Genomic DNA, 15,962 nt, shown 5'->3' with positions numbered 1-15,962 from the left:
TAGCGGTTCGGCGCTTCCCTGCCAAGTCTCTTGTTCAGGCTTTACTCAAGGGTATTCTGAACGGTTGCGCAAAGCGGTTGAGATCTATTCTTCAAGCCAAATCTTTTCCGCGAGACGATAGCCGCTCATGTCGCCGCCACCTGGTACCGAAACATAACCTTTCACCTTGCCGTTAGCTGCCGCAAGATTATCGGTGAAAACCGGGATCAGTTCGCCGCCATCTTCCACGATCAGCACCTGCATGTCGTGATAGATTTGCTTACGTTTGGCTTCATCGAGTTCAACACGGGAGGCGGTCAGAAGCTTGTCGAAAGCCTCGTTACTCCAGCCGGTTTCATTCCATGGCGCGCCAGTCTGAAGCAGCATGGAAAGCATCGCATCGGCGGTCGGACGAACCGACCAGTTGGAAGCCACGAACGGCTTCTTGAGCCAGACTTCCTCCCAGTAACCGTCAGATGGGACGCGCTCGACATCGATGGTGATGCCGGCTTTTGCAGCCGAGGCTTGATAAAGCTGTGCTGCATCTGCCGATCCGGTAAAACCATTATCCGAAACGCTGAGGGGAATTGAGCCGGAGAAGCCCGACTTCTTCAGATGGAAAGCCGCTTTTTCCGGATCATATGCACGTTGCGGAACATCCTTGGCATGCAGCGGATTCCAGGATGGGATCGGGTGATCGTTCCCGACCGCGCCGGTTCCGACCAACAGGCTCTTCTGCAATTCTTCGCGATCAATGGCATATTTAAGGGCCAGACGCAGGTCGTTATTTTTTAGCAACTCGGAATCCGTCCGCATAGGGAAGCAGTACATCGAGTTTTCCGGCGTACGCAGGATCTGGATATCCGGGCGGGCGCTCAGATGGCTGACCATGCGCGGTTCCACCGCGTTGATGACATGAGCCTGGCCGCTCATCAGCGCCGCCATGCGTGCAGTGGTATCGTCCATTGCGATGGTTTCGACGGAATCCACGTTCGCGCGGTCAGGATGCCAGTAATTAGGGTTGCGGCGCGTCAGCGCGCGTATGCCGGGCTGGAAGTCTTCCAGAACGAAAGCACCGGTGCCGATACCCTTGTCGAAGTCTTCGCCTTCCGGCCCGATACCGAGATGATAGTCGACAAAAGCGGCCGGGAAATCGACATTCCCCGCATCCAGCGTGACAGTGACTTCATAGGTATCGGATGCCTGAACATCGGTCACCGCGAGCAATACGCCCTTGCCGCCTGACGTGGTGTCGTCGCCGCGATGATGATTGAGCGAATAAACAACGTCCGCGGCGGTCAGTTCCTTGCCATTGTGGAAAGTGACACCCTTGCGCAGGCGGAACACCCACTTGCTGGCGTCGGTATTGGCCGGTTCCCAGTTTTCGACAAGAGCGCTGGTGAGCTTTCCATCGGGTCCGAGTTCCAGCAGCGTGTTGAAGAGCTGGAAGCCGACCGTATACATGTAGGCCATCGTGTAGGAAGCCGGGTCCAGATGGTCCGAGCTTGAGGCTGAATGCATTGCAATGACCAGATGTCCGCCCTTGCTGGGCTTTGCGTCCTGCGCACGGGCCTGCGTAGGCAAGAGAAGTCCTGGTCCAGCCAGACCGAAACCGGCGGCGACAGCCGCGCCTGCGGACATACCGAGAAATTGCCGCCGTGAGGGCTGCAGCGAAATGAGCGATGTTTTCTGGTGAGGCATTCTTTGGCTTTGTAATTGATATTCGGGAGCGGGAAGAGGAGCCTTCCACGGCTTTCTTAAATCACATCAAACCTTTGGTCTCAACAAGCAATAATGAAATCAAAAACTCCCTCTAATTGGAATAAAATTCCAATCAGGAGTTTAGTTCACTCTTACATCCTGAAGTGGCCACATTTTATCGGCCATTCAAAAAGGACAAGATAAGCTGCTGAACGTTGCCGTCACTGCTCATTTCGACTCGGTCGAAATCACGTCCGCGCGTGCGTTGCACGTCGACCATATTGGTAATCTCTTTTGCCAGAACTTTGCGGATTTTCTGGCATTTTGGATCGCTGGCAACCGAAAGGCCGACGGTTTTGCGGACGATTTCGCGCGTCATATCCTTGGCAATGTCACCGTGAACCAGCTCGTGCTTGCGGATGCCCTCATAGAAGACGTCCCAGTTTTCCCGCACCGGCGAAGGCAATTTCTGCGACGGCTTGGGCAGCGTATAGGTGATTTTCAGTTTAGGCGTTGCTGAAACTACCGTGCAGGTATTGTTGCTGCGGTCGAATTGCCGCTCCCAGGTCAGCACATAGCTTGTATGCGCGATGACACGCGCCTTGCCGATCTTGGGGCCCCGCGCGCCGATGGATTCATAGAGTTGCGGTGCAGTGCGCCCGGCAATCGCATAAGGCTTGATGATTTCGACCGCTTCCCAGTGATCATCCGCATGGGCAGGGCAGGCCAAAAAAGTTCCAAGGATTGCCAGTCGAACCGTTTTATTCACAATTGCCCCGATTTGTCCGGAAACCCGGTTGCCTGGAAATATACCGGGCAACCTACAGCATCATCGACGTTTTCAAAAGTGACGATAGCATGCACACTGGCTCATTCTGCTGCCACTGCCGCCGACAGGGCTTGCGCCACGCGATGGCGGATCGGTTCGGCAAGCGGCAGCAAGGGCCGTGGAGGCAGGGTGGCATTCAGTTCCATTATATCGAGCGCCGCATAGGCGACACGAAGGCTGCCGAATTCACGAAACAGATCCCAGAAAGGCGTCAGTCGATTGTTGCTTTCGAGCAGTTCTTCTCTGCTGCCAGCGCTCGCGGCGCGAACCATTTGCATTGCAATTTCAGGCAGAAAGCCAGCTATGACGCTATACCAGGCATCGGCACCGGCCAACAGCGCTTCGGCAGCGCCCCAGTCGCCGCTATAGCCGATTGCAAGACGCGCCGCAGGCCCCGCACGCAGGATCTCCAGTTCCTCTGCCATGGAGGTTTCTGACGGTAGGGGCATCTTCACGGCGGCAATATTGGGGACATCGGCGAGCCGCGCAAGAAGCCCATGGCTGAAGGTAAAATGTGTTGTGCCGGGATTGTTGTAGATGCAGAGCGGCAGCTCTGTCGCGCCTGCGACCGCCGCATAATGTGCAAACACCTCTTCGTCGGTCAGCGGCGTATAGGAGACCGGGGCGAGCAAAAGCGCACTCGCGCCTTCGGCTTCGGCATCGCGTGCAAGATCCTGAACGTCGTCCGTGCGCAGCGCGCCGATACCGACGATAAGCGGCGTCTTGCCGCCAACGGATTTGACCGCTGCCCTGATCGCGCGCCGCCGTTCAGTTCGGTCCAGATAGGTATAGGTGCCGGTGCTGCCCAGAAGCCCGATTGAATCCACTCCGGCACTTGCGAGCCGTGCAGTCAGCCGCATGACGCCATCCATATCGACGGTCCCGTGCTCATCGGCAGGCGTGATCGGGAATGCCGAAAGGCCCTGAAAGATCGACATGTCAACTCCTTTTGCTGGCAGGCTCAGGCGAATCGCTTTGCTCCGGCCACACATATTACGACGACTACAGTAGACGCGATCATGGTCCAGGCAATGGGTTCGCCCAGAAAAATCGCCGCCAGCAGGAAGCCGAAGAACGGTTGCAGGAGTTGCAACTGGCCGACGCCTGCGATGCCGCCAAGGGCAAGGCCGCGATACCAGAAGATAAAGCCAACCATCATGCTGAAGATCGAGACATAGCCGAGGCCGATCCATGCGGGAGTGCTAATGTCAGTCCATGTCTGGGGGAGGGTGAACAAGGTGATTATCGCCATGATCGGCAAGGATAGCGCCAAAGCCCAGGAGATGACCTGCCAACCGCCCAGCCGCCGTGAAAGCGTTGCTCCTTCCGCATAACCCAGGCCGCATACCAGTATGGCGGCGATCATCAGCAGGTCACCCGCCAGAGTTCCGTCCCCGCTTCCGTTAAGTGCGAAACCGGCGACCGTGGCGGCACCGATAATCGAGAACAGCCAGAAAGCAGGTTTTGGCTGCTCGCCGCCGCGCAGCACGCCGAAAATAGCGGTCGCCAGCGGAAGCAGCCCGACGAAGACGATGGAATGTGCCGCCGTGATATGCTGGAGGGCGAGCGCCGTCAGCAGCGGGAAGCCGACCACGCAGCCGATTGCCACCAGCGTCAAGGGAAGGATGTCGCGTCGTTCGGGCCGCGTCTGGCGCAGCGCGAACAGAAAAACCATACTGAGCAGCGCGGCGATCACTGCGCGCGCGGATGTGAGAAACATCGGTGAGAAATCCCCGACAGCCACCCGTGTGGCGGGCAGGGACCCGCTGAATATGACAACCCCCAAAAGGCCGCTGCCCCAACCTGCCATTGATCGATCCATCTATCCTCGCTTTCCCGTTTGCAGTAGCAATCCGGCTGTGGCGCGAACAGCAACAGTGAGATACAATTTCAATAATCTGTATGGATATTATTACCCATACAATTTAATGGAGCGGACAATGAACGGCGAAGAAACGACGCGGACGCAAGCGCTTATGGATGCCGTGCGCACAAGAATCGCAAACAGGGCGCTGGAACCGGGAGATCGTTTGCCATCGGTTCGCCGTTTCGCCGAAACCATGAACGTGTCGCCGTCCACGGTTGTCGAGGCGTACGGTCGTCTTGAAGCCGAAGGCATTATCCGGGCGCGACGGGGCTCTGGCTTTTATGTCACCGGCGCGGATCTGCCGCCGATGGCGCTGGCCGGAATGGGGCCTTCGCGCGAGCGCGATGTCGATCCTTTCTGGGTATCCAGACAATCGCTCGATGCCGATGCATCCGTCCTCAAGCCCGGCTGCGGCTGGCTGCCTGCCGACTGGATGCCCACTGCCGCGCTTCGCAAAGGATTAAGGGCGCTCAGCCGGGGCGACGATACGCTACTCTCCGATTATGGCAGCACGCGCGGTTCGCTTGCCCTGCGCCGCCTGTTGCTCAGCCGGTTTGCCGACGAAGGCATCAGCGCCACCGCAGAACAGATCGTCCTGACCGCTTCGGGAACGCAGGCGATCGATCTGATCTGCCGTTTGCTCTTGCGGCCCGGTGATACCGTTCTGGTCGATGACCCTTGCTATTTCAATTTTCAGGCCCTGCTGCGTGCGCATCAGGTCAGAATCACCGGCGTTCCGTTTACGCCGACAGGCCCGGATATCTCGGCTTTTGAACAGGCTCTTATCGCCGAAAACCCACGCCTCTATATCACCAACTCCGCCCTTCACAATCCAACCGGTGCCAGCCTTTCGCCTCAGACTGCGCATCGGGTGCTCAGTGCTGCTGCGGCTCACGGACTGACCATCGTAGAAGACGATATTTTTACCGATTTCGAGCCAGCATTATCGCCGCGCCTTGCCATTCTCGACGGGTTGAACCGCGTCATCAGGATCGGCAGTTTTTCCAAGACGCTTTCGGCCTCCGTGCGCTGCGGCTATATTGCCGCGCGGCCAGACTGGATCGAGAGACTGGTCGATCTTCAGGTCGCGACAAGCTTTGGCGGTCCCAGCCCGGTTGCGGCCGAGCTTATCGCCAATGTTCTGGCTGGCGGCAGCTATCGCAAACACATGGAGGAGGTCCGGCAGCGGTTGACGCGCGCCCGTAAAACCGCCGCCGCCCGCCTGGCACAAATGGACATCGTGCCGTGGATCGTGCCGCGCGGCGGATTTTACCTTTGGTGCCGCTTGCCCGAAGGCCACGATTCATCCGTCATCGCGCGGCGGTGCGTCGAAGAAAATGTCGTTCTCGCGCCGGGAAATGTATTCAGCATATCGCAATCGGCGGCATCCTTCGTTCGCTTCAATATCGCGCAATTGTTGGATGAGCGGGTGTTTACCGTCATCGAGAACGCGATGAAAAAGTCTCAGGCAGACGATTGAATGCGGCCTTGCCGCACGCCGCACAAGATCAGCTTCTTGTCTTCATCCCAACGTGATAGGACCGCCTCATGCAGCACAGAGGCTCGGCATCGCACACCGGCTTGAAAACAGAAATCAAGAGTTCTCCCGATGGTCATTTCGACTGAAACAATGCAAGATCCCAAGCGCCGCCAGATGAGGCTTGCGCTGCTTGCGCTTCTCGCAGGCGGAATGGTCATCGGCTGCTCGCCGATCTTCGTGCGGCTCTCGGAACTTGGAGCGATCTCGACCGCTTTCTGGAGACTTGCGCTCGCATTGATACCGCTGATGCTTTTCACGGCGCGCGGCACCGCACTGGATGCGGACAAACCACGCAGCTTGCGCGATATATGGCTGGTTGTTCTGCCCGGCCTCCTGCTCGCGGTGGAACTCGCCGCCTGGCATATTTCGCTTCATATGACGTCGGTCGCCAATTCGACACTGCTTGTCAATATGGCGCCGATATTCGTTGCGCTTTATTGTTGGCTTATTCTGCGTCAGGCACCGGGTAAACTGTTCGCGGTGGCGCTGGTCGTCACGATTGCAGGTGTCGTCATTCTGAAAGGCGGGCCGCAGGCGCTGGGCGGTGGCGATCTAAAGGGTGATGCGGTGGCGATCCTCGCCGCCATGCTTTACGCAGGCTATATCCTCGTGCTTGGCAAGGCGCGCGAGCGGTTCTCGACTCCGGTCGTCATGATCTGGAGCACGAGCACGGCTGCATTGAGCATATTGCCTTTCGCTTTGCTTTCCGAGCCGACGCTGATCCCTTTTACGCTGGCGGGTTGGGCCGTGCTGTTTGCCCTGTCATGGCTTAGCCAGGCAGGAGGCCAGAGCCTCATCGCCTATGCCTTGGCGTGGCTTCCGGTGACGTTTTCTTCGCTCACGCTGTTGCTCCAGCCCGTCATTGCCGCGCTGCTGGCCTGGCTGATTCTGGGAGAGGCGCTTACCCTGTGGCAATGCATCGGCGGCTTGATCGTCCTTGCTGGAATATGGATGGCGCGGCGCTCCCAAAGCCGGTAATCAATCGGCTCGGCGGATGCTCGGGTTTATCTTTTCCCGATATTACCCAAGTGCCGCATTGAGTAGATCCAGAGCGCCTTCCTTGGTCAGTTCAATGGGGTTGCCGCCAGCGGTCGGATCCACGATCGCCATTTCCGCAATCAGATCCATTCGCACTTCATCCATGTCCAGCCCCTTGATGAATTCCGGCAAGCTGTTGGGTACGCCCAACTCTTTGCGCAGCTTCATGATCGCTTCCACGAAGCCGTCGAAGCCACCGTCAATGCCAAGATAATCGGCAAGCCGCTCAATACGCTTTTCAATCGCCACCCGGTTGTGGTGTAGCACATAGGGCATGAAGACGGCATTGGTCATGCCATGATGAGTGTCGTAAAGCGCGCCTATCGGGTGGGAGAGCGAATGGATCGCGCCAAGTCCTTTCTGAAAGGCGGTCGCGCCCATGGCCGCCGCCGCCATCATATTCGCGCGCGCCTCGATGTCGGAACCATCGGCATAGGCTTTGGGCAGGTTCTCGAAAACGAGGCGGATGCCTTCAAGTGCGATGCCGTCTGCCATCGGGTGAAAGCCCGGTGCGCAATAGGCTTCAAGACAATGCGCCAGCGCATCCATGCCGGTGCCTGCGGTGATGAAGGGCGGCATGCCGGTGGAAAGCTCCGGATCGGCAATCACCGTTACAGGAAGCATCTTCGGGTGGAAGATGACTTTCTTCGTATGCGTGGCTTCGTTGGTCAGCACGCCTGCGCGGCCCACTTCCGAGCCGGTGCCGGCCGTCGTCGGCACGGCGATAATCGGCGCGATAGCGTCGCCGTCAGCGCGGGTCCACCAGTCGCCAATATCCTCGAAATCCCACACAGGGCGCGTCTGGCCAGACTGAAAGGCGATCAACTTGCCAAGATCGAGTGCCGAGCCGCCGCCAAAAGCGATCACGCCATCATGCTTGCCGTCGTTGAACGCCTTGACGCCTGCATGAAGATTGCTCTCGACCGGATTGGGTTTCACATCGGAAAAGACGGCATAGCGCACGTTTGCCGCATCGAGAACCGCCAGAGTGGACGCGACCACAGGCAGCTTGGCCAGCCCTGGATCGGTGACAAAAAGCGGGTTCTCGATACCGGCGGCCTTTAGGACGGCAGGCAGTTCCTTGATACGGCCCGGTCCGAAAAGCACAGTGGTGGGGAAATTCCATTTAGCGGTCAAAGTGGTCATGTCATTTGCTTTCCGAAGGTAATGCAGGTCAGATTTTTTCACGCAGGTGGAAGGATTTGGGCCGTGTGAGATTGCCGTAGCCGATGGGCGAAAGGGCAGCACCTTTGCCGGTGTCCTTCACGCCGGTCCAGACCAGTGCTGGGTCGAGATAGTCGCAGCGGTTCATGAAAACGGTGCCGGTCTCGATGCGGTCGCCAAGTGTTGCAGCATGGTCGGTGTCCGTGGTCCAGAGTGAGGCGGTGAGGCCGTAAATGCTGTCATTCATCAGAGCCAGCGCTTCCTCGTCATTGCGCACCTTCATGATGCCGACAATGGGGCCAAAGCTTTCCTCACGCATCACGCTCATCTGGTGATCGACACTGGTCAGCACTTCCGGCGCGATATAAGGCGATCCGGCCTTGTCGTGGTCGGCAGTCATATTCACATGCGCTTTTGCTCCCTTGCGCAAGGCTTCCGCCTTCTGTTCGCGGATGAGATCGGCAAAACGCGCCTGCGCCATGGGACCGAGTGTGGTCGACGCATCCAGCGGGTTGCCGACCACATATTGCCTGGTGAGATCAATAAAGCCGTCGACGAATTTGTCGTACACGGCTTCGTGCACATAGATGCGTTCGATGCCGCAGCAGCACTGACCGGAATTGAAGAAGGCTCCATCGACCAGGTTGGCCACCGCATGGTCGAGATTGACATCCGGCAGCACATAGGCGGGATCCTTGCCGCCCAGCTCCAGCCCTAGCGACATGAAAGTGCCCGCAGCAGCCTTTTCGATCGCGCGCCCGCCGCCGACCGAGCCCGTGAAATTGACATGGTCGATCATGCCTGATGCCAGCAATTTCTCCGTCGAGGCGTGATCCAGAACGACATTCTGAAATACGCCTTTTGGCAGCCCTGCCTTCTCGAAAGCCTGGGCAAAGCGCTCACCAGCCAGAAGCGTCTGTGTCGCGTGTTTGAGGATCACGCTGTTTCCGGCCATCAATGCGGGGATAATCGTGTTGACGGCGGTGAGATAAGGGTAATTCCACGGCGCGATCACCATCACCACGCCGAGCGGCACATGTTTCACGTAGCGACTGAAACCGTTTTTTTGCGCGGGCAAATAGGGTTTGAGTGCATCTTCGGCTATATCGATCATATACTGGCCGCGTTCCTGCATGCCGCCGTTCTCGCCGCCATATCTGGTGGGGCGCCCCATCTGCCAGGCAATTTCCGGAATAATCTCGTCCTGCATCGCCGCCAGTGCATCGAGCGCGGCACGGCAATAACGTGCCCGTTCGGCGATACTCAATCGCGCCCAGCTAGCCTGTGCTTGTCGCGCCGCCGACACCACGGACTGGATTGCGGCTTCGCTTGCAAACGGACGCTCCGCATAGAGCGAACCATCAATTGGGGAGATAAGTTTTGCCGTGCCGCTCATAGATATTTCCTTTGAAGAAGGTCATTTCGTTATTGGCCCAGTCTTTGTTGTGCCGCATTGTTCGACGCGAAACCGCTGCGCGCTTTCGCTGGAAATCCTCTAATAGCGCTCAAACCCGCGATACAGCTCCCAGTCGGTGACACGGCGATCATATTCGATCTGCTCCCAATGGGCGGTATGGACATAGTGGTTGACCACATCGTCACCCAGCGCCTCCCTGAGGAACGCCGAGTTCTTCAGCGCTTGAGCCGCTTCGCGCAGCGTGTAAGGAATTTCCTTCAGCTTCACCGCGCTATAGGCATCGCCCACGAATGGCTCGTCCAGTTCCAGCTTTTCGTCTACGCCTTTCAGACCGGCGGCGATAAGCGCTGCGAAAGCGAGATAGGGGTTCAGGTCCGCGCCGCCGATGCGGCATTCCATGCGAATGGCCTTGGTGCCTTCGCCGCACAGGCGAAAGCCTGCCGTTCGGTTGTCTTGGCTCCACATGATCTTGGTCGGCGCGAAAGTACCCGCCTGAAAACGCTTGTAGGAGTTGATGTAAGGCGCAAGAAAATAGGTGTAATCCGCAGCATATTTAAGCTGGCCCGCCACCCATGACCGCATCAGCGGCGTCATCGTGTATGGCGCTTTCGGATCGAAGAACAGCGGCTCCTTGCCGTCGGCGCTCCAGAGCGAATTGTGCACATGGCTGGAGCTGCCAGCTCTGCTGTAATCATATTTGGCCATGAAAGTGATGCACTTGCCATGGGCTTCGGCGATTTCCTTCATGGCGTTTTTCATGACGACATGACGATCTGCCATTTCCAGCGCTTCGGCGTAGCGCACATTGAGTTCCTGCTGGCCGGGGCCCCATTCACCCTTGGAATTTTCCACTGGAATTCCTGCGGCGGCGAGATGATTGCGCATGGCGCGCAGCACCTGTTCTTCCTTGGTGGTGAGGTGGATCACATAATCCTGCACATAGGGCGAAGAGGTTTCCATCGCTTGCCAGTGCTTGGCGCGCGCGCTCTTATAAGTCTCATCGAAAAGATAGAATTCCAGTTCCGATGCGAAATAGGCGCGATAGCCGCGTTCATGCAGACGTGCCAACTGCTTTTTGAGGATAGCGCGGGGCGAATGCGAAAGATCTTCGTGATCATGATGATCCAGCACATCGCACAGAACTATGGCCGTTTTTTCAAGCCATGGCGCAAGGCGCAGCGTGGAGAGATCCGGCTTGATGACAAAATCGCCGTAGCCCTTGTCCCAGCTTGCCGCCTCATAGCCGGCGACAGGTTCCATATCGATATCGTCGGTAAGCAGATAACTGCAACCGTGTGTTTCCTCGTGGCCCGATTCTACAAAGAACTGCCCATAGAAGCGTTTGCCAATCAGGCGTCCCTGCATATCCACGAAACAGGCAAGCACGGTATCGATCTCGTCATTCGCGACCGCTTTTTTCAATGCATCGAAAGTCAACTGTTCGGCCATTTAATGCTTCGCTCCAAACGGGAAAAAAGAGAGGCGCCGCGCCAGAGCGCGACGCCGAATTCGTCAGGAATAACGGTATGGTGCGCCAGCCTTGCGCATGGTCTCCTGATATTTCTTCAGGATATCGACCACCTTGGCCGTGCGTGCGCTCTTGGCGGCAATTTCATCCCAGAACTGCATGGCCGCATCTTCCACCTGCTGCCATTCGGCTTCCGGAATGCTGGTGAGTTCCAGCTTGCCGCCCGTTGTGCGGTAATGCGCTTCACCCCACCAGTACCAGTGCTGGCGGTAATAATGCGAACTATCCATCGCCAGCTTGAACAGTTGTTTGAGATGATCAGGAACTGCGTTCCATTTCTCCGTATTGGCAAAATAGGAACCGGCCCATGCACCGCTGATGTTGTTGGTGAGGTAGTATTTATTGATGTCGGCCCAGCCGACCGTATAGACCTCCGTTGCGCCGGACCAGCACACGCCGTCCAGTTCGCCGGTCTGGATCGCCACTTCAATATCTTCCCAAGGCAAGGTGACAGGCACGACACCGAACTTGGTGAGGAAGCGTCCGCCGGTCGGGAAGGTAAAGACACGCAGCCCCTGCAAGTCCTGCAGACTGCGGATCGGCTTGGTCGTAGCGAAGTTGCAGGGGTCCCAGGCACCGGCGCTCAGCCATGTAACGCCAGGGATTTCGTTGTAGGCCTCTTCCCAGATTTCCTTGAGGCCATACCAGTTGAACAGGACAGGCACATCGAGGCTGTAGCGTGAGGCGAAGGGGAAATAGGCCCCGAATACTGCGACATCGACAGGTGACGCCATGGAATCATCGTCGCTCTGGGCGGCGTCGATGGTTCCCGCTTGCACGGCGCGGAACAGCTCGCCCTGCGGCACAAGCTGATCCGACGTGTAAAGCTCGATCACCATTTCACCATTGGCCGCCTTGTTGAAAGCGTCGATGGAGGGCTTGATGACGTGCTCGGCCAAAGCTGGGCCGGCATAGGTCTGAAGCCGCCACTTGATCGGGCTTTGTGCCCGAACATAGGGCGCGGCGAGTGTGGTCGCGCCAAGCGCGCCAACGCCGGTCAGTCCGGCCTTTTTGAGAAAGTCGCGTTTGTTAAGCCTGTTATTCTCACTCATTGCTCATTCTCCCGTTTGTTTGAAGTTCCCTTATTTGTACTCTTCAACCATGGCGGCCCGGCCTTTTGCGGCTCTTGTGGCCAGTCTTATGGGTTGTCCTCCGTAAGTTCTCGTCATCGTCCCGTGTACCAATCGGGTAGCCACATCGCGATCTGGGGAAAGATCATCAGGATGATGATGGTCAGCACCATCAGAAAGAAGAATGGCACGATGGAGCGATAGATATCCACCAGCGTGACATCCTTGGGCGCCAGTGCTCTCATGATGAAGAGATTATAGCCGAAAGGCGGTGTGATGTACGCAATCTGGCAGGTGATCGTGTAGAGAATGCCGAACCAGATGGCATTGAAGCCAAGGCTCTTCACCAATGGGATGTAAAGCGGGGCGACAATCACCAGCATGGCGGTATCGTCGAGGAACATTCCCAGCACGATGAAAGACAGCAGCATGAGTATGAGAATGGTCCATGGCGAAAGATCGAATGTGCCGAGCAATACGTTCTCAATTGCCTTCACGGCCCCCAACCCGTCATAGACCGACGAGAAACACAGTGCCGCCAGAATGATCCAGAGGAACATGCAGGTGACAGTGAGAGTGTTGCGGGTGGTCGTTTCCCAGACTACTTTTGTAAGTCGTTTTGTTACAAGCGCGGCAAGCGTTGCCAGGAGTGCGCCGACCGCAGCGCTTTCAACGAGGCTTGTCACACCAGTTAGAAACAGGCCCATCATTGCGCCGAAAATCACCAGCGGCAGGATACCTGCACGTAATAACGAGAAACGTTCACCCCAGGTGATCCTGTCTAGTTCCTCCTTTGGCAGGGTCGGCCCCAGTTCAGGCTGGAGGCGGCAGCGGATATAGATGTAGATGGAAAACAGCAATGCCATCAGGATACCGGGTCCGATGCCTGCCAGCCAGAGCTGCAATACAGGCTGGCGTGCAATCATCGCATAAAGCACCAGCACGACGCTGGGTGGGATGAGGATGCCGAGCGAACTGCCCGCCTGAATGACGCCCGTGACCATGATTTTGTTGTAACCGCGCTTGAGAAGCTCGGGCAGGGCGACCGTCGCGCCGATGGCCATACCTGCCACGCTTAGGCCGTTCATGCATGAAATGATGACCATCAGGCCAACCGTACCCAGTGCCAGCCCGCCGCGAATGCCCCCGAACCAGACATGGAACATTCGGTAAAGATTGCTCGCAATGCCCGATTCCGACAGCATATAGCCCATGAAGACAAAGAACGGCACGGTGATGAGGGGATACCAGTTCAATACCGCGAATGTGGCATTGTAGGGCATCTCGAACGAGCCCTTGCCCCATAACAGAAGCGCGGCCGCTGCACCTACGAAGCCGATGACGCCGAAGACACGCTGCCCGGTCATCAGCAGCACCATCATGGTGGCGAACATGAAAAGCGTGATGAGTTCGGAGCTCATAGGTGGTGCCCCTCCTCAATGGCCGGGCCTGCGATCGTATGGATCGGCTTGCCTCGCAGGGTGGCCCAGTCCTTGAAGAAATTGGAAAGGCATTGAAGAAGCAGAAGGAAGACGCCGACCGTCATGATGAGCTTGATCGGCCAGAGGACGGGCGCCCAGGCGGTATAATTCTTCTGGTTATAGACGATAGCGTAATTGGTTGATGAAATGCCGCCCGCGATCATCACTCCCAGATAGAAGATGATAAACAGGATGGTGATCATGTCGGTGATTGCCTTGCTTCGAGGCGTGAGCCTGTCGAAGAACAGGTCCATGCGCACATGCGCGCCCTGTTGCATGGCATAGGCCCCGCCCAGAAGATAATAGGCGGAGAGAATGAATTGCGACATTTCCAGCACCCAGTTTATAGGCACGCCAAAAACAACACGCGAAAACGTTGAATAAAGCAGGCAGGCGGCAAGTGCGAAAAACAGATACATCGCAAAGCGCCCGACATAATAATTCAGAGTATCTACATACTTGACAAACAGTCTGATCGGCTTCGGCATATTCCGCTCCTTCAGGCTTTCTGTCCGGTGAAGTGATCTTGAGGCGCAAGCGTCCCGGCTATATCCGTGAAGATGGCGGCAAGGCGCGCTGCCCAACCTTCTTGCGTTTGCGCATTTGTGATCTCGTCATTGCGGATTTCGATCATCACGCAAGGCGAATTGTGCGGACGTGCATGGCGCTCCAGCGTGTAATAGACCCGGTCTGCGGGCGAGTAAGGCTCGTTGACGCCGACATTGAGGGCCGGGTCCCGTTTCAATCCCGCGATCAGGGGCCTTGCGATCCGGTCGTCCCTGTCATGAATGATGCCGATCTGCCAGGGGCGCGATGTGCCATGATAGACGGGCGTGAAGGAATGGATGGTGACGATCCATGAGGGCTGGCCGTGTGCCGCGCGAGCTTTGATCGTGCTTTCGATGCAGGCATGAAATGGCCGGTGCGACAGGTCGATCCGCGCCATGCGGTCGATGGAATCGAGGGCGTGGTTTCCGGGAATGACCGTGGCTTCACTGATTTCCGGGATAAGGTCATGCGCGTCGAGCGGGCGGTTGCAATCAATCAGCAGCCTCGAAAGGCCAGCCTCAATCAGGGTTGCATCCAGTGCCGTACTTAAATGCCGTGCGACTTCGACCGCTCCGGGGTCCCATGCGATGTGGGCCGTGAGCGCTTCGGTATCTAGCCCTAGCCCCCCAAAATTTTTCGGTATGAAATTGGAGGCATGTTCGCAAACGAAGAGATAAGGGCTTTTCCCATCTTCATTGACGACAATGACCGGTGCGGAAGGCAGATCCCGACTATCCGCACGATCAACTCGCTCGTCTACCATTTGTTTGTTCCCTGCGCTGTAACTTATGTTACGTTTTTTCCATTTGTGCGCTATTGTGGATTATTTGATACGTCCTATGATGCTTTGTCAAACACAATTTTGCCTATATTCGGGAAAGAGCAGTCGGAATGGAAAATACCGCATTGGCGCGCGCGAGTGTCGCGGAACTGATCAATGAGCGGATTGACGCGATGCCGCCCGGCGAGCGCCGCGCCGCGCAAACGCTGATCGCCAATTATCCGATGCTTGGCCTGAAAATTGTCGCGGAATTTTCTGCGCAGGCGGGCGTCAGTTCTCCCACAATTCTGCGTTTCGTGAACCGGCTGGGTTTCCATAATTATTCCGATTTTCAGGTCTGCTTGCAGAATGAGCTGGCGGCGCAGCTTCAGTCTCCGCACCATCGCAACGAACAGCCGGAAAAGGGATCGGGTGCCGCCTATCCGGCTGTGGAGCACACGCTGGACAATATTCGCGAAAGCTTCCGGCACTTGGGCCAAAAGCAGTTGCGGCAGGTGGTTGCAGCCCTTTGTAATTCCAGGGGAAGCGTCTATCTCATTGGTGGGCGTTTTACCGATCCGATAGCGCAATATATGGCGGCGCATATGTCGATCATCCGTCCGCGCGTGTTCCATCTGGCCGGGCAGGAAAGCATGTGGGGCGATCGCCTTCTCGATATGGGCAGGCGTGATGTTCTGATCGTCTTCGATATTCGCCGCTATCAGGACAGCCTTTTGAAACTTGCGGAAAAGGCGAAAAGCCGAAGCGTGGAGATCATTCTCATTACCGACCAATGGTTGTCGCCTATCGCGCGCGTCGCACGCCATGTTTTGGCCGGACGGATTGCGGCTCCTTCGGCGTGGGATTCGTCGGCAGCGCTCTTCGTGCTGGCCGAAACCATCATTCGCGAAATGACGCGCACCCTGGAGAAAGACAGCGCCGAGCGCATTGCCGAGTTGGAAGCCCTTAGATGAGGCGGACGTTTTCTGGCGACGTTTCCAATACTTGCGAAAGTTCATTCATCCCCGGTAAAATTAAA

General features: G+C 57.0%; 14 protein-coding genes. 3 read left to right on the top strand and 11 right to left on the bottom strand.

The window, feature by feature from the left end; translation table 11 throughout:
- Positions 1-84: 84 nt before the first annotated feature.
- The 4 genes from KUG47_RS07660 to KUG47_RS07645 form a co-directional block, all read right to left on the bottom strand.
- Complete coding sequence (locus tag KUG47_RS07660; RefSeq protein ID WP_217677344.1) at positions 85-1,680, bottom strand: ABC transporter substrate-binding protein; 1,596 nt, start codon at positions 1,678-1,680, stop codon at positions 85-87.
- A 175-nt stretch (positions 1,681-1,855) separates the two neighbouring features.
- Complete coding sequence (locus tag KUG47_RS07655; RefSeq protein WP_254799406.1) at positions 1,856-2,431, bottom strand: DUF922 domain-containing Zn-dependent protease; 576 nt, start codon at positions 2,429-2,431, stop codon at positions 1,856-1,858.
- Positions 2,432-2,550: 119 nt separating this feature from the next.
- Positions 2,551-3,447, bottom strand: coding sequence for a dihydrodipicolinate synthase family protein (locus tag KUG47_RS07650; protein WP_217677343.1), 897 nt, complete (start codon positions 3,445-3,447; stop codon positions 2,551-2,553).
- Positions 3,448-3,470: 23 nt separating this feature from the next.
- On the bottom strand, positions 3,471-4,331 hold the full coding sequence (locus KUG47_RS07645; protein ID WP_217677342.1) for a DMT family transporter: 861 nt from the start codon (positions 4,329-4,331) through the stop codon (positions 3,471-3,473).
- 118 nt (positions 4,332-4,449) lie between these two features.
- Between KUG47_RS07645 and KUG47_RS07640 the strand changes: the two genes are divergently transcribed.
- Both KUG47_RS07640 and KUG47_RS07635 read left to right on the top strand, forming a co-directional pair.
- Complete coding sequence (locus tag KUG47_RS07640) at positions 4,450-5,856, top strand: aminotransferase-like domain-containing protein (RefSeq protein WP_254799358.1); 1,407 nt, start codon at positions 4,450-4,452, stop codon at positions 5,854-5,856.
- A 135-nt stretch (positions 5,857-5,991) separates the two neighbouring features.
- The gene (locus tag KUG47_RS07635) at positions 5,992-6,894 is read left to right on the top strand and encodes a DMT family transporter (RefSeq protein ID WP_422718069.1); all 903 of its coding nucleotides are present in this window, start codon (positions 5,992-5,994) and stop codon (positions 6,892-6,894) included.
- A gap of 42 nt (positions 6,895-6,936) precedes the next feature.
- Here the strand turns inward: KUG47_RS07635 and KUG47_RS07630 are convergent, their stop codons facing one another.
- The 7 genes from KUG47_RS07630 to KUG47_RS07600 form a co-directional block, all read right to left on the bottom strand.
- On the bottom strand, positions 6,937-8,100 hold the full coding sequence (locus KUG47_RS07630; RefSeq protein WP_217677340.1) for an iron-containing alcohol dehydrogenase: 1,164 nt from the start codon (positions 8,098-8,100) through the stop codon (positions 6,937-6,939).
- 28 nt (positions 8,101-8,128) lie between these two features.
- Positions 8,129-9,514 carry an aldehyde dehydrogenase family protein gene (locus tag KUG47_RS07625; RefSeq protein WP_217677339.1) on the bottom strand — a complete coding sequence of 462 codons (1,386 nt, stop codon included), beginning with the start codon at positions 9,512-9,514 and terminating at the stop codon, positions 8,129-8,131.
- A 99-nt stretch (positions 9,515-9,613) separates the two neighbouring features.
- Positions 9,614-10,984, bottom strand: a complete 1,371-nt coding sequence (locus KUG47_RS07620) for a glutamine synthetase family protein (RefSeq protein WP_217677338.1) — start codon at positions 10,982-10,984, stop codon at positions 9,614-9,616.
- A 63-nt stretch (positions 10,985-11,047) separates the two neighbouring features.
- Positions 11,048-12,115 carry a TRAP transporter substrate-binding protein gene (locus KUG47_RS07615; protein WP_217677337.1) on the bottom strand — a complete coding sequence of 356 codons (1,068 nt, stop codon included), beginning with the start codon at positions 12,113-12,115 and terminating at the stop codon, positions 11,048-11,050.
- A 113-nt stretch (positions 12,116-12,228) separates the two neighbouring features.
- Entirely contained in the window at positions 12,229-13,554 is a 1,326-nt protein-coding gene (locus tag KUG47_RS07610; protein WP_217677336.1) for a TRAP transporter large permease, read from the bottom strand.
- Positions 13,551-14,102, bottom strand: coding sequence for a TRAP transporter small permease subunit (locus KUG47_RS07605; protein ID WP_217677335.1), 552 nt, complete (start codon positions 14,100-14,102; stop codon positions 13,551-13,553). Before KUG47_RS07605 ends, KUG47_RS07610 begins: the two co-directional genes overlap by 4 nt.
- A gap of 11 nt (positions 14,103-14,113) precedes the next feature.
- Complete coding sequence (locus KUG47_RS07600) at positions 14,114-14,926, bottom strand: N-formylglutamate amidohydrolase (protein WP_217677334.1); 813 nt, start codon at positions 14,924-14,926, stop codon at positions 14,114-14,116.
- A gap of 128 nt (positions 14,927-15,054) precedes the next feature.
- Here KUG47_RS07600 and KUG47_RS07595 point away from each other — a divergent pair, with 128 nt between their 5' ends.
- Complete coding sequence (locus KUG47_RS07595) at positions 15,055-15,897, top strand: MurR/RpiR family transcriptional regulator (protein ID WP_217677333.1); 843 nt, start codon at positions 15,055-15,057, stop codon at positions 15,895-15,897.
- The last annotated feature ends 65 nt before the right edge of the window (positions 15,898-15,962 follow it).

This window comes from Falsochrobactrum tianjinense, assembly GCF_019100495.1.
GTDB classification, from domain to species: Bacteria; Pseudomonadota; Alphaproteobacteria; order Rhizobiales; family Rhizobiaceae; genus Brucella; species Brucella tianjinense.
This window is presented reverse-complemented; position numbering and strand designations above follow the sequence as displayed.

Coding starts and splice junctions, on each gene's coding strand:
- KUG47_RS07650 (WP_217677343.1), bottom strand. CDS start 3,447: ATGTCGATCTTTCAGGGCCTTTCGGCATTCCCGATCACGCCTGCCGAT.
- KUG47_RS07660 (WP_217677344.1), bottom strand. CDS start 1,680: ATGCCTCACCAGAAAACATCGCTCATTTCGCTGCAGCCCTCACGGCGG.
- KUG47_RS07610 (WP_217677336.1), bottom strand. CDS start 13,554: ATGAGCTCCGAACTCATCACGCTTTTCATGTTCGCCACCATGATGGTG.
- KUG47_RS07600 (WP_217677334.1), bottom strand. CDS start 14,926: ATGGTAGACGAGCGAGTTGATCGTGCGGATAGTCGGGATCTGCCTTCC.
- KUG47_RS07630 (WP_217677340.1), bottom strand. CDS start 8,100: ATGACCACTTTGACCGCTAAATGGAATTTCCCCACCACTGTGCTTTTC.
- KUG47_RS07645 (WP_217677342.1), bottom strand. CDS start 4,331: ATGGATCGATCAATGGCAGGTTGGGGCAGCGGCCTTTTGGGGGTTGTC.
- KUG47_RS07615 (WP_217677337.1), bottom strand. CDS start 12,115: ATGAGTGAGAATAACAGGCTTAACAAACGCGACTTTCTCAAAAAGGCC.
- KUG47_RS07595 (WP_217677333.1), top strand. CDS start 15,055: ATGGAAAATACCGCATTGGCGCGCGCGAGTGTCGCGGAACTGATCAAT.
- KUG47_RS07605 (WP_217677335.1), bottom strand. CDS start 14,102: ATGCCGAAGCCGATCAGACTGTTTGTCAAGTATGTAGATACTCTGAAT.
- KUG47_RS07625 (WP_217677339.1), bottom strand. CDS start 9,514: ATGAGCGGCACGGCAAAACTTATCTCCCCAATTGATGGTTCGCTCTAT.
- KUG47_RS07620 (WP_217677338.1), bottom strand. CDS start 10,984: ATGGCCGAACAGTTGACTTTCGATGCATTGAAAAAAGCGGTCGCGAAT.
- KUG47_RS07640 (WP_254799358.1), top strand. CDS start 4,450: ATGAACGGCGAAGAAACGACGCGGACGCAAGCGCTTATGGATGCCGTG.